Source organism: Falsiroseomonas bella (genome assembly GCF_003173615.1).
Lineage (GTDB): Bacteria > Pseudomonadota > Alphaproteobacteria > Acetobacterales > Acetobacteraceae > Falsiroseomonas > Falsiroseomonas bella.
The window spans coordinates 777663-790635 of record NZ_QGNA01000001.1 but is presented as its reverse complement, the minus strand read 5'-3'; the positions used below and the strand labels follow the sequence as shown (position 1 = coordinate 790635).

The 12973-nt window shown below is 70.8% G+C and carries 8 protein-coding genes; 1 reads left to right on the top strand and 7 read right to left on the bottom strand.

The window, feature by feature from the left end:
- Positions 1-28: 28 nt before the first annotated feature.
- From DFH01_RS03550 to DFH01_RS03535, 4 genes are all read right to left on the bottom strand, one after another.
- A complete protein-coding gene (locus tag DFH01_RS03550; RefSeq protein WP_199231178.1) occupies positions 29-2083 on the bottom strand; it encodes an NAD(+) synthase in 2055 nt (684 codons plus the stop codon).
- Positions 2084-2168: 85 nt separating this feature from the next.
- Positions 2169-4121: a class I SAM-dependent methyltransferase gene (locus tag DFH01_RS03545; RefSeq protein ID WP_109868995.1), complete on the bottom strand. Its 1953-nt coding sequence runs from the start codon at positions 4119-4121 to the stop codon at positions 2169-2171.
- A 56-nt stretch (positions 4122-4177) separates the two neighbouring features.
- Positions 4178-5257 (bottom strand): class I SAM-dependent methyltransferase, encoded by a 1080-nt coding sequence (locus tag DFH01_RS03540; protein ID WP_109868994.1) that lies wholly within the window; start codon positions 5255-5257, stop codon positions 4178-4180.
- Between the two features lie 71 nt (positions 5258-5328).
- Positions 5329-8223 carry a hypothetical protein gene (locus tag DFH01_RS03535; RefSeq protein WP_109868993.1) on the bottom strand — a complete coding sequence of 965 codons (2895 nt, stop codon included), beginning with the start codon at positions 8221-8223 and terminating at the stop codon, positions 5329-5331.
- A gap of 296 nt (positions 8224-8519) precedes the next feature.
- On the opposite strand from DFH01_RS03535, the gene DFH01_RS03530 reads away from it, so the two are divergent.
- Complete coding sequence (locus DFH01_RS03530) at positions 8520-9548, top strand: glycosyltransferase (protein ID WP_146216987.1); 1029 nt, start codon at positions 8520-8522, stop codon at positions 9546-9548.
- Between the two features lie 32 nt (positions 9549-9580).
- Here the strand turns inward: DFH01_RS03530 and DFH01_RS03525 are convergent, their stop codons facing one another.
- Genes DFH01_RS03525 through DFH01_RS03515 form a run of 3 tightly spaced genes read right to left on the bottom strand, consistent with a single transcriptional unit; the run spans position 9581 to position 12760 of the window.
- Positions 9581-10132, bottom strand: coding sequence for an NUDIX hydrolase (locus DFH01_RS03525; RefSeq protein WP_109868991.1), 552 nt, complete (start codon positions 10130-10132; stop codon positions 9581-9583).
- Position 10133: 1 nt separating this feature from the next.
- Positions 10134-11531, bottom strand: a complete 1398-nt coding sequence (locus DFH01_RS03520; protein ID WP_109868990.1) for an FkbM family methyltransferase — start codon at positions 11529-11531, stop codon at positions 10134-10136.
- Between the two features lie 41 nt (positions 11532-11572).
- A complete protein-coding gene (locus tag DFH01_RS03515) occupies positions 11573-12760 on the bottom strand; it encodes a radical SAM protein (RefSeq protein WP_109868989.1) in 1188 nt (395 codons plus the stop codon).
- Between the last annotated feature and the right edge of the window lie 213 nt (positions 12761-12973).

Here is a 12973-nt window from a genome sequence, read left to right as displayed (position 1 = left end):
CCGCCGCCGGCCCGCCAGCGACCTGGGGCTAGTCGCGGGCGACCGGGATCCTGTCGAGATCCGCGAGCCAGGCCGCCGGGGAGGCGTCGCTCGGCGCCCGCCAGTCGCCGCGGGGCGAGAGCGAGCCCCCGGAACTCACCTTCGGCCCGTTCGGCAGGGCGGAGCGCTTGAACTGGCTGGTGGCGAAGAAGCGCCGCACGAAGACGCGGAGCCATCTCGCGATCACCGGCAGGTCATAGGCGATGCGCTTGTCGGGCGGCGTGTGCGGCGGCCAGGCGCCCGCCGCCACGTCGTGCCACGCATGCCAGGCGAGGAAGGCGACCTTGGACGGCCGCATGCCGAAGCGCGTGGTGTAGAACAGCGTGAAGTCCTGCAGCGCGTAGGGACCGACGAAATCCTCGGTCTTCTGCGCGGGACCGTCCTCGCCCGCGCCCGGCACCAGCTCGGGCGAGATCTCGGTGGCCAGGATGTCGAGCAGCACCGGCTTCGCGGCCTCGCCGAAGGCGCCGCTCTCCGCGACCCAGCGGATCAGGTGCTGGATCAGCGTCTTCGGCACGCTGGCATTGACGTTGTAGTGCGACATGTGGTCGCCGACGCCATAGGTCGCCCAGCCCAGCGCGAGCTCCGAGAGGTCGCCGGTGCCGAGCACCAGCGCGTCGTGGTGGTTGGCCAGGCGGAACAGCAGCGAGGTGCGCGCGCCGGCCTGCACGTTCTCGAAGGTGACGTCGTGCACCGGCTCGCCCTCGGCGAAGGGATGGCCGATGTCGCGCAGCATCTGCAGGCTGGCCGGCGTCATGTCGATCTCGGCGGCGGAGACGCCGAGCGCCTTCATGAGCGCCCAGGCATTCGACTTGGTGCGCGCGGTCGTAGCGAAGGCGGGGAGGGTGTAGGCCAGGATGCCGCTGCGCGGCAGGCCGAGCGTGTCGAAGGCATGCGCCGCGACGAGCAGCGCCTGGGTCGAATCCAGCCCGCCGGAGACGCCGATCACGAGGCGCTTGATGCCGGTGGATTCCAGCCGCTGCCGCAGGCCGTAGGACTGGATGTTGTACGCCTCGTAGCAGAGCTCCGACAGGCGCGCGTCGTCATCCGGCACGAAGGGGAAGCGGCTCAGCGGACGCATCAACCCGAGGTCGCTTTCGGTGTCCGGTGCCAGCGCGAAGCCGACGGTGCGGAACGGGCGCGAAGGCGGGTTGAAGTCGGCCGCGTCGCCGAAGCTCGTCATGCGCAGCCGTTCCTGCTGCAGCCGCTCAAGGTCGAGATCGGCCAGGATCGGCGCGGCCTCGCGGGCGAAGCGCGGCGCCTCGGCCAGCAGGGTGCCGTTCTCGTAGATCATCGCCTGGCCGTCCCAGGCGAGGTCGGTGCTGGATTCGCCGTTGCCGGCGGCCGAGTAGAGATAGGCCGCGACGCAGCGTGCCGAATGCACTTGGCACAGCGCATGGCGATAGGCCGACTTGCCGACGGTGACGTTGCTGGCCGAGAGGTTCAGCAGCACCGTCGCGCCGGCCAGCGCCGCGGCCGTGGAGGGCGGCACCGGCGCCCAGACATCCTCGCAGATCTCCACATGGATGGTCAGGTCCGGCAGGTCGGTGGCGCGCAGCAGGATGTCGGTGCCGAACGGCGCCTCCTGCCCGGCGAGGTGCAGCGTGGGCGGCACCGCGCCGAGGCCGGTCGCGAAGTGCCGCTTCTCGTAGAATTCCCGGTAGCTGGGCAGGTAGGATTTCGGCCAGGCGGCCAGCAGACGGCCGCGATGGATCGCCAGCGCGGTGTTGAACAGCCGCCCGCCCACCCGCACCGGCGCGCCGACGAACAGCACCGGCGCCAGGTCGCGCGACTCCGCCAGCAGCCGCGCAACGGCCTGCTCCACGGCCTCCAGCAGTGCGGATTGCTGCAGCAGGTCGTCGATGGCGTAGGCCGAGAGGCCGAGCTCCGGGAACAGCACCAGCGACGCGCCCTGCGCCGCCGCCTCGCGCGCCATTGCGATGGTCTCGGCCACGTTGAAGGCCGGATCGGCCACGCGCAGCCGCGGCGCGACGGCGGCGGCGCGCACGAAGCCGTGGGTGTGGAGATTGTGGAAGGCGGTCACGAACAGCGTCTCCGTTTGGCGTCGGTGCGGTGGCCTGACGCCGGAAAGATGGGCCGTCGGGCCGGCCTGCGGGAGCCCGGCCCCTTCAATCCCTGATGCCGAGCAGAAGCCAGCTCGGCCGGAGCCAGTAGAGCGCCCGGAGCTTCGGCCGCCAGCGGTCGTGATGCTCGACCCAGGCGCGCATGACGCCGCGACCGGCCTCGGACGCCGCGAGCGCCGTGGGGTCGGGGCAGAAATCATGCCAGATCACCGCGCCGCCCGGTCGCACCAGATGCAGCGCATTGTCGGTGTCCACGGCGACGACCTCGGGCGTGTGGCCGCCATCCACGAGCACGGTGTCGAAGAAGCCGGGGCCGAACTGCGCCACGGGGATGTCGCGGCTGTCCATCAGCAGTTGATGCACGCGGCCCGCAAAACCGGCGGCGCGATAGCGCCAGCCGATCCGCTCCCCGGCATCCCCCGCCGCGCCCGCTTGCGGCGCCGCCGTTTCGCCCGGCAACCGCTGTGCGGCATAGAGCGGCGCGCCGGCGGCGTCGCGCTCGCCTTCGGGCAGGTTGACGGTCCAGATCTCGGCCTCGCAGGACTCGGCGCAGAGCACCGTGCCGAAGCCTTCCCAGGTGCCGAATTCCAGGTGCCGCTTCGGGCGCAGCCAGCGATAGAGGTAGCGATAGAGGCCCGGCTCGTCGATCTCGGTGCGGAATTCCTCCAGCCCGTAGCGATAGACCATGCGTTCCGGGATGTAGGGCACGGGGAAGCCGAGCGCGGACCCGATGTCCTGCACCGGCAGGATCGGGATGCTTCGCCCGTCCCTTTCGGGTGCGGCGGGGTCGAGCACCTGGTCGAGCGCGAAGGCCCGCACGTCGTGGCGCAGCACCGCCGAGACGACGGGCGCCGCCGGCCGTGCCGCGGCCGCGCGAAGCCCGATCAGGCGGGCGCGAGCCGTCCCGCCGTCCTCGGTGACGTTGCGGAGCATGAAGTGTCCGATGGCGGACCCGTCCGGGACGAAGATGCGCGCGAGCTGCGGCCCCGCCGCCGCCGAGACGGCGATCTCCTTGCCGACATAGCCGGACTGGTCCGGCGTCAGGGCGCCGAGGCCGACGGCGCCGGCCTCCACCTGGAGCTCGGCCTCGATCATCACGGGGCCGGCGGCGCCCTGCGCCGCCACGGGCCAGGCGGCGGCATAGGCCCAGCGCGGGCCGGGCGAGACCACGACCTCGTCCTGCCATGTCGCGCCGTTGTGCAGGACGGGCTGTTCGGCTAAGAAACCCGGCAGCGGCTCCGCCGCGGCATGGGCGGCGGCGAGCATCACCGGCTCGCGGTCGAAGCGCAGCGCGACGCCTTCGCCGGCCGGGGCCGCGCCGGCGCGCTTCAGCACGAAGTTCTCCTGGTCGAGGACCAGCGCCTCCGTATAGCCCTCGGCGCGCAGCCACAGCAGCGCCTCGCCGACCGACTGGCCGCGCGTGGCCAGCGCGTGATTGAGCTCGACCACCAGCCAGGGATCGAAGCGCGCCAGGGTCTCGCGCGCGCCCTTCAGCACTTCCAGGTCGAAGCCGTCCACGTCGATCTTCACGCAGTCCAGGCGGTCGAGGCCGTTGCGGCGCACGAAGCTGTCCAGGGTGGAGAAGGGATAGGTGCGCGTCTCCGGCGCCGCGCCCCAGATCCGGTAGATCGCCTCGTCCCGCGCGCCGTCGGCGGCGCCGAGCGCGACATCGTGTACGCTGACATTGGCGGCCCCCGCCGCGGCGAGGTTGGCGCGCAGGAGCCGCGCGGTCTCGGTCGGCTCGAAGGCATGCACATGGCCCTGCGGCGCCAGCCGCGCGAAGAGCATGGCATAGAGCCCGACATTCGCGCCGACATCCGCGATCACCCAGTCCGGCGCGACATGGCGCTGGAACCAGCGCTTCGTCTGCAGCTCGGCCTCCGGGTAGTAGTCGGCGAAGCGCGGGTAGTAGGCGCAGAGCTCGAGCGGCGCGCCGCCCGGCACGAGGGAGTGGATCCGCGTCTGCGTGCCGGGCTTGAGGGGAATGTCGTCAGCCATGGGTTCCGTGGTGTCCGATCAGGACGGCGGGCGTCCAGGCTGGCCGGCGTCGCACGTCAGAGAGCGCGCCGCAAGTTCACCGACAGGATCTCGAGGCGGCTCGGCCCGAGCGCCGAGGCGTTGCGGACCACGAGCCGCGTCTCCGGTCCGAATTCCGTGGTGGTCAGGTGGATGAGCTGGGTGCCGCTGCGCGCCTCGATCGCGGCTTCGCGGGACACGAAGCGGCCGTCCTGCATCAGGGCCAAGCCCGGCGTGCCGTTCCGGACGACGCAGGTGATCTCCACCGTGATCCGGGCGCCGAGGTCGCCCCGCCCGATCGGGTGATCCCAGGCATGGTTCCAGAGCAGCGGCGGCGTTTCGATCGCGACGGGCGAGGCGAGCGCCGGCCGCAGCGCCTGGTCGTCGATTCCCCCAACCCCGTCATGCTGGAGGTCCAGCCAGACATAGTTGTCGGAGGAGAAGCGATACTCGAGGATCGGCAGCATGCGGTGCGGCGCGAGGCGCTGCCGCAACTTCTCCATGTCGTACCATTCCATCCAGGGCGTGCCCGGGCCGTCCGTCATGGCGCCCCAGTCCTCGAAGCGGGGCGAGCCTTCCCGCACCCAGCGCTCGCGCGGATAGGCCAGCTCGATCCAGCGTCCGCCGGGGCGGAGATGGCGCAGGATGGCGGCGCATTCCTCCCGCGCCGCCTCGTAGGGCAGGTTGATCAGCGAGCCGTTGCACCAGATGGCGTCGAAGCCGTCCGGCAGGGCGTCGAAGGAGGCGAGCGAGTCGATCAGGTGCCGCCCGATGTCGAGCCCCTTCATCCCCGCCACGCGCCCGATGACGCCGAGGTTGGTGTCCACGATGTCGCAGCAGGTCCAGCGCGCGCCCGCGCCCGCGAAATGCATCGCATCGAAGCCGAGGCCCGACCCGATCTCCAGCACCCGGCGGCCTTCGAGGAGCGGCGCGTAGAGCCGCCACCACCAGCCGCGCAGTTCCTTGCCACGGTCGGACAGTGCCTGCCACTCCGCGAGGAGGGTCGCGTCGTCCTTGGCGAGCAGCTGGGCGCTGAAGTAGCGGCCGTCCATGTCGGAGCCGGCGGGCACTTCGCCCCATTTCTGGCGCAACAGCGAAAGGAAATTGTCGAAGGACAAGGCGGGGCCGATCGCGTTTTGAGACGGCCTGAAACTGCCCGAGTTGCCTCGCCGGGGCAACGCCCATAGCTTCAGCCGAAGGGCTCGATATCCGCCTGCCAGACGCCGCCGCGGCCGATCCGGTCGAAGCTGTCGCCGTCCCAGACCCGGTCCTCCTCGTTGCCGAGGAAGCGGCCGGTGCTGGGTCCACGCAGGACGGAATAGCCGTAGCTGTCCATCCAGGTAGAGGTGCCGGCGTCGAAGTAGCGCTTCAGGTACAGCGTGCCGTCCGGCACGATTGCGGCCGTTCCGTAGAAATACTCGTCTTCGATGACATAGCGGCCGAACGCGGTGGTGATGATGTCGTCCCGGTCGTGCAGGGCGGCATTGGCGAACATCGAGCCCTCGTAGCGGTCGCCCGAATCCGCCTCGAAGCGCCAGATGAAGACGGAGAAGCCCTCGAAATCGGATTGCAGTGCGCCGCCGCGGCCGATGTTGTCGAAGGTGTCGCCATCCCAGACGCGGTCCTCCTCGTTGCCGAGGAAGCGGCCGGTGCTGGGTCCGCGCAGGACGGAATAGCCATAGCTTTCCACCCAGGTGGAGGTTCCGGCGTCGAAGTAGCGCTTGAGGTAGAGCGTGCCGTCCGGGACCACCTCGGCGGCGCCGTAGAAATACTCGTCCTCGATGACGTAGCGGCCGAAGGCGGTGGTGACAGTGTCGCCCCTCTCGTGCCGGGCGGCATTGGCGAACATCGAGCCTTCGTAGCGGTCGCCGGAATCCGCCTCGAAGCGCCAGATGAAGACGGAGAAGCCCTCGAAATCGGATTGCAGCGCGCCGCCGCGGCCGATGCTGTCGAAGCCGTCGCCGTCCCAGACCCGGTCCTCCTCGTTGCCGAGGAAGCGGCCGGTGCTGGGTCCGCGCAGGACGGAATAGCCGTAGCTGTCGGTCCAACTGCCCGTCGCCGCGTCGAAGTAGCGCTTGAGGTAGAGCGTGCCGTCCGGGACCACCTCGGCGGCGCCGTAGAAATACTCGTCCTCGATGACGTAGCGGCCGAAGCCGGTGGTGATGACGTCGCCCTTCGCGTGCAGGGTGGCATTGGCGAACATCGAGCCGTCGTAGCGGTCGCCGGAATCCGCCTCGAAGCGCCAGATGTAGACGGAGAAGCCCTCGAGGTCGGATTGCAGCGCGCCGCCGCGGCCGATCCGGTCGAAGCCGTCGCCGTCCCAGATCCGGTCCTCCTCGTTGCCGAGGAAGCGGCCGGTGCTGGGTGCGCGCAGGACGGAATAGCCGTAGCTGTCGGTCCAACTGCCCGTCGCCGCGTCGAAGTAGCGCTTGAGGTAGAGCGTGCCGTCCGGCACCACCTCGGCGGTGCCGTAGAAATACTCGTCCTCGATGACGTAGCGGCCAAAGCCGTTCGTGATGACGTCGCCCTTCTCGTGCAGGATGGCGTTGGCGAACATCGAACCGTCGTAGCGGTCGCCCGAATTCGCCTCGAAGCGCCAGATGTAGACGGAGTATCCCTCGACATCCGCCTGCCATGCGCCGCCGCGCCCCACGCGGTCGAAGCCGTCCCCGTCCCAGACGCGATCCTCCTCGTTGCCGAGGAAGCGGCCGGTGCTGGGCGCGCGCAGCACGGAGTAGCCGTAGCTGTCGATCCAGGTCGCCGAGCCGGCGTCGAAATAGCGCTTCAGGTAGAGCGTGCCATCCGGCACCACCTCGGCGGTGCCGTAGACGAATTCATCCTCGATGACGTAGCGGCCGAAGGCCGTCGTGATGACGTCGCCCTTCGCGTGCAGGGCCGAACTGGCGAACATCGAGCCCTCGTAGCGGTCGCCCGAATCCGCCTCGAAGCGCCAGATGTAGACGGAGTAGCGCTCGATATCCGCCTGCCAGGCGCCGCCGCGGCCGACGCGGTCGAAATTGTCGCCATCCCAGACCTGGTCCTCCTCATTGCCGAGGAAGCGCCCGGTGCTCGGCGCGCGCAGGGCGGAGAAGCCGTGGCTGTCCAGCCAGGTCGCCGAGCCGGCGTCGAAATAGCGCTTCAGGTAGAGCGTGCCGTCCGGCACCACCTCGACCGCGCCATAGGCGGACTCGCTCAGGATGACGTAGCGGCCGAAGCCTGTGGCGATGATGTCGCCCGCCTGATGCCGCAAAGCGTTCGCGAACATCGAGCCCTCGTAGCGGTCGCCCGAATTCGCTTCGAAGACCCACTCGTAGACGGAGAACTGGATGTCGGCCTGCTGCGCGCCGCCCTGGCCGACCCAGACCCAGCCGAAGCCGTTCCAGACCTGGTCGAGCTCGCTGCCGAGCCCCGCCCCGCCGCTCGGTGCGCCGCCCTCGCTCCGCGTCGCGTATTCGCTCCGCGTGCCCGCGTCGAAGTAGCGGGTCGTGCGCACCTCGCCGCGCGCGCCAAGCGTCGGATCGCCCGGCGCCAGCGCCTCCTCCGACAGGATGCGATACCGGCCGAAGGCCGTGCGCAGCGTGTCGCCGACGCCGTATTCCAGCGAACTCCCCAGCAGCGTGCCCCAGAGCCGGTCGCCGCTGTCCGCCTCGAAGATCCAGGAGAAACGCATGTCCGTCGGCACGCTGGCCTGCTCCGCGCCGCCGCGCCCGAACGGCATCCAGCCCGAGCTTGTCCAGACGGCATCCACTTCCGAGCCGAGCCCGCCAAGCCCCGCGCTGGCGCCGGAGCCGGCGCGGGTGATGAGGAACTGGCCGGTGGCGCCGTCGCGGTACCACTCGACGCGCACATCGCCCTCGACGAGACCGAGCGCGGACAGGTCGAGCCCGCGCTCCTCCTCGCCTGTGATGGTGTAACGGCCGAACGCTGTCACGAGCGTCGCGCCCAGCGCGTAGTCCTGGCTGTCCGCGACCAGCCAGCCGCCCCACGCATTGCCGGTCGCGGTCGCCTCGAAGACCCATGCGAACAGGCTGTCCGGCAGGAGGTCGGCGCTGGCCTGGCTGGCTGTGGTTCCGCTTTGCGACATCGCTGGGTGTGTGTTCGAGGGCCGTCTCCGGCGGGGCTGCGGGCCACGCTCTCATCTGCGCGTGAAGTCGCGGTTAAGGGCCGCGCTTCCGCAAGGTCCGGGCGCGTGATAGAGGCGCGGCCATGTTCGGGCTGGGTCTGATACGCTTCGTCCCGGCGCCGCTGCGTCCGCTGTTCGTCCGGACGGTGGACGGCCTGCGGACCCGGGTTATTCGCTGGCGCTTGTCGCACGGCGCCGCCCGCGACCGCGAAGCGCGTGTCGCGCATGCATCCCGCGAGACGACGCAGCAGGAACCCATGACCATCCTCGGGCTCTTTGCCTCGCCGACCGGGCTGGGGCAGGGGGCGCGGCTGATGTGGGCCGAGCAGAAGCGCCAGGGTCGTGCGGTGCGGGCGGTGGATTGCACCGCGGCGCTGCATCTGCCGGGCGGGCCCGTGCCCGAGGGCGTCCTGCCGGTCACGGCCCTCGAGACCTTGCCGCCCGGGCCGATCGTGATCCACCTCAACCCGCCACTCTACGGCCTGATGTATCTGCGGCTGCCGCGGCGCCTGCGCCGGTCAGCCCGGCTGATCGCCTATTGGGCCTGGGAACTCGACCGCGTCCCCGCCAGCTGGGCGGAAGCGGTGCTCGCGGCGGACGAGATCTGGGTGCCGTCCGACTTCGTTGCCGGCGCCGTGCGGGCGCGGCTCGAAGGGGCGGAGGAGGTTCCTGTCCGCGTCGTGCCCCACCCGGTGGAGGCGCTGCCCTTCGGTCCGCGCAAGACAGCCGAGAGCATGGCCGCCGCGCGGGCGCGCCACGACCTGCCGGCCGAGGCCTTCATCGCGGCCTGCTCCTTCTCGATGAGCTCGAACTACGCCCGGAAGAATCCGATGGCGGCGGTGGCCGCCTTCCGCGCCGCCTTCCCGCCGGGCGGCCCCGCGGCGTGCCTGGTCCTGCGCTGCAACGACCGGGAGGTCTGGCCGGCGGGCCATGCCGAGCTGCTGCAGGCCGCCGCCCAGGACCCGCGCATCCTGCTGATCGATGGCGATCCCCGTCGCATCCCGATCGGCGACCTGTACTACGCTGCCGACGTCTATCTCTCGCTGCATCGGAGCGAGGGCTACGGGCTCAACCTGGCGGAGGCGGCGAGCCTCGGCACCGCGGTCCTCGCCACCGGCTGGGGGCTGGCGGCCGACATCGCGGCGCGGCCCGATGTCCGCACGGTCTCCTGGCGGCTCGTGCCGGTGAAGGATCCGCAGGGCGCCTATGACGACCCGGACGCGCACTGGGCCGAGCCCGACATCGCGGAGGCCGCGGCGAAGCTCCGCGCCCTCGCGGAAGGCTGATACGCGGGGGCGACGGCGGGGCGGACGCCGCGCTAAAGGCCGTGGAGCCGCGCCGCGCCCCACACGGCGATGTGCGGCAGCACCCCGGCGGCGCCCTGGCGCAGCGCCGCCTCGACCTCCGCCACTGGCATCAGCCGCATCTCCATGCTCTCGAGGTCGCCCGAGGCAGCCTCGCCGACCTTCCGGCAGCCGCGCATGAGGAACATGTGGGCCGTGCCGCAACCCTGGTTGCCGCTGACCGCCGCACGGCCGATCGGGACGATCTCCGCCGGCTCGAACCCGGTCTCCTCGCGCAGTTCGCGTCGCATCGCCGCCGCTGGATCTTCGCCCTCACCGACATGCCCGGCCGGGAAGGTGAGGCCCCAGTGACGGGCGCCGTGCTTGTACTGCCAGAGGGTGATCACGTCGCCCGCCTCGGTCAGCGCCACCGCGATGGCGAAGTCGGACAGCTTCACCTGCCAGTAGTCCGGCACGGTGACGCCGCCATCCGTCAGGACCCGCTGCTTCGAGACGGTGAGCCAGGGCGCCGCGTCGAGCACCGTCTCCTCGTCCAGGATGCGCCAGACGGGCGCGGCGGGCCGCATCTCAGCGGCCCCGCACCAGCCGGACCGCGGATCTCAGCGGCGCGGTGACGCGCCAGGATGTGGAGCTGCGCAGGGCGGCGATCTCCTTGGTCAGGGCCTCGATGCGCAGCATCGCCGCCGCGGCGTCCCGAGGCCAGCCTGTCTCCACCGACCTGGCCTCGGCGCGGCCGTTTGCCCGGTTGACCATGGCCCGGAGCGGCGCCGTCACGCGCCAGGACGTGGAGGCGCGCAGCGCCTGCGCCTCGGCCGAGAGTTCCTCGATGCGCATCAGCAGTTGCTCGTCCGGCCAAACCTCCCGCCCCGGCGCCGCGCCTTGCTCGCCCTGCAGCTGGCGCAGCAGGATCTCGTCCGGCGATGCGGCGGCGACCGGCCCGGTTCCGCCGGCCTGCCCGGCCGCGCCTGGGGGCGCGGTGAAGAAGCAGCGCGCCTCCGCTGCGAAGGCAGCCTGGTATGCCGGGTAGCTCTCGGGCATGTCGCCGTCGCGTGCCGAGCGGACCAGGATGTCGAGCGCCGCATCCACGTCGAACAGCGGCGCCAGCATGTCGCGGTGCCGGACGAGCACCTCGGCCGCGCAATCCGGCAGGCCGCCCAGCGAGAAGAGAATGGCGAGCTTGGCCAGCTTCGCCTGCGAGAGGGCGGTGGCGCCTTCGGCGGCGCAGGGGTCCAGCAGGTAGAGCGCATCGCCCTGCAGCGGCCGGCCGAAGCGCGTCTCGGTCGGGAAGTCGTAGATGTAGCGCGAGGGCAGGGCCGCGTTCGAGTAGTGCCGGACGGTCAGGCCGAAGAGGTCGAAGCCGAGCCCGCGCAGCAGCCGGTCCGTGTTGTGGAAGCTGTGGTCGGTCGGGTCGTCGGTGCCGAAGTAGTTGACCTCGACGCCGATGCCGAGCAGGCCGAGCCGCCCGACCGAGCCGGCCAGCGAATGCATCACGGCGAGGTCGTCGCCGTCGATGTCGAGCTTGACGAAGTCGACATCCGTGATGCCGGCCTCGTCCAGGAAGGACGGCAGCACGATCTTCGGCAGCGGCTTCGTGGTTCCAGCCTCGTCGGCGGGATCCCCGGCGGCAGCTTCCCGTCGCTGCAGCGTCCGGGCGACGCTGAGGCGGGACCACGGGTTGCCCGGCAGCCGGGGACGCCCCGCGCGCGCCTGCAGGAAGGGATGGTCTTCGGGCGCCGACACATAGCCCGCGACGTAGCGCAGGAGCGGGTTGCTCTCCCGCGCCGCCAGGCGGTCGATCTCCGCCGCATCCGCATCGAAGCCGACGCCGCGCAGCGCCGGGCCGAGGGCGCGCCAGGACCGCTGCAGGCCCCCGCTGCAGCCGATATCCACGAGCGTGAAGCTGCCCGCCGGAAGGTGGCGGGAGACGAAGACCGCGAAGCTCGGATCGCCGACGAGCACGTCCATGCGCGCCTCACCTCATCGCCGTGCGGAGGACGGCGTCTATGTTACGACTGCGGAGCGTCCTCCGGGAAGTCCTCCTTGCCATAGGCGCGGATCAGCGCGTCGAACAGCCGCGTCTGCTCCTGCACCATGGCATCCGTGAAGGACGCGTAGCCGGCATCCCTGGCGAACTGCTCCACCCATCCGGCGCCGTGCGGCTCCAGCCCCGCCATGGGGCCGAAGAAATTGTACGCGTCCACGCTGTCCTGCTGCCGCATGGCCGCGAGCATCATGCCGCAGCCGCAGCTCTTCACCTCGCAGGGCGTCGGGCCCGGCAGCGGCGCGGCAAGCTTGCGCTTGTCGTAGGTGCAGCGGCGGAAGCTTCCGTCGCGCGACAGATAGAGGTTGCGGTGGCCCGCATTGCACGGGATGCCCCGGAACAGCCGCGTCCGGTTGAGATGCGGCTGCACCCGCACCAGCCAGTTCGCGTCGCCCTCATCGGTCATGCCGATGAGCCGCTTCTCCTCATCCGTGTAGGCGTGGGGATAGGACTTGCCCTCATGCGTCCCGATGAAGCCGATCGGCTGGAATGGCACGCCCCGCTCCGCGAAGAAGGCGCGCAGCTCCGGCAGGCGCGGCAGGCGCGTCGGGTGCGCGATGAACATGCTCGCGAAGCGCGCGCCGGCATCCATCAGGTACCGTGCGTTCCGGGCATAGGTCTCGAGGCCGGTCTTCGTCTCGGTCTCCGGATGCACGGCGGCCCGCATGTAGAGCCGCCCCGCATGCTGCCGCGGCAGCCAGCGCGCGGGGTCCTGCGAGTTGTTGCTCGGGAAGGAGACGGGGCCGCGGGCGGCGAGGATGCGGATGAGGTCGGGGAACTGCGGGTGGACCGTCGGCTCCCCGCCGCCGCATTCCAGCTCGATGATGACGAGGTCCGCCTTGATCTGCGCGAGGCTGCGCTCGATCGCGTCGAGGTCGAAGCGCTTGACCGGCTCGTTGTTCTGGCCCGCCGCCACGCAATAGAAGCAGCGGTAGTTGCAGGGGTTGCGGACCTCAACCGTCACGATGCGGGTGTCGATGGGGTGCCGGCTCGCGAGGGCATCCATGACGGGCGTCGCGGGCTGCCGGAAGGCGAGCCGCCCAAGATGGGCGATGGCGGGCGTGTGTGCCGGATCAAGCTCCAGCGCCCGACGGTACCACGTGATCGCCTCTTCGGCATAACCGCGTGCTTCGGCGAGTTGGGCCTGCAGCATCGCCTCGGTGAGCCGCGCCTGGTCGATGGCATCGCCGGATTCGGCTGCATGCCGGGGTCTATCCGGTCTCGGCTCCCGCGGGTTCCGAACAGCGGCGGGCGATGGGTGCATCACGGAGGCCCCCTAGGTCAGGTTCCTCCGTTAATATATTTAGGATTGCGCATTCGAGACAATGGCCATCCGCACGAGGCGGGTCGGCCACTGTCCGATGCC

Coding starts and splice junctions, on each gene's coding strand:
- DFH01_RS03545 (WP_109868995.1), bottom strand. CDS start 4,121: ATGGCTGACGACATTCCCCTCAAGCCCGGCACGCAGACGCGGATCCAC.
- DFH01_RS03535 (WP_109868993.1), bottom strand. CDS start 8,223: ATGTCGCAAAGCGGAACCACAGCCAGCCAGGCCAGCGCCGACCTCCTG.
- DFH01_RS03530 (WP_146216987.1), top strand. CDS start 8,520: ATGACCATCCTCGGGCTCTTTGCCTCGCCGACCGGGCTGGGGCAGGGG.
- DFH01_RS03525 (WP_109868991.1), bottom strand. CDS start 10,132: ATGCGGCCCGCCGCGCCCGTCTGGCGCATCCTGGACGAGGAGACGGTG.
- DFH01_RS03520 (WP_109868990.1), bottom strand. CDS start 11,531: ATGGACGTGCTCGTCGGCGATCCGAGCTTCGCGGTCTTCGTCTCCCGC.
- DFH01_RS03515 (WP_109868989.1), bottom strand. CDS start 12,760: ATGCTGCAGGCCCAACTCGCCGAAGCACGCGGTTATGCCGAAGAGGCG.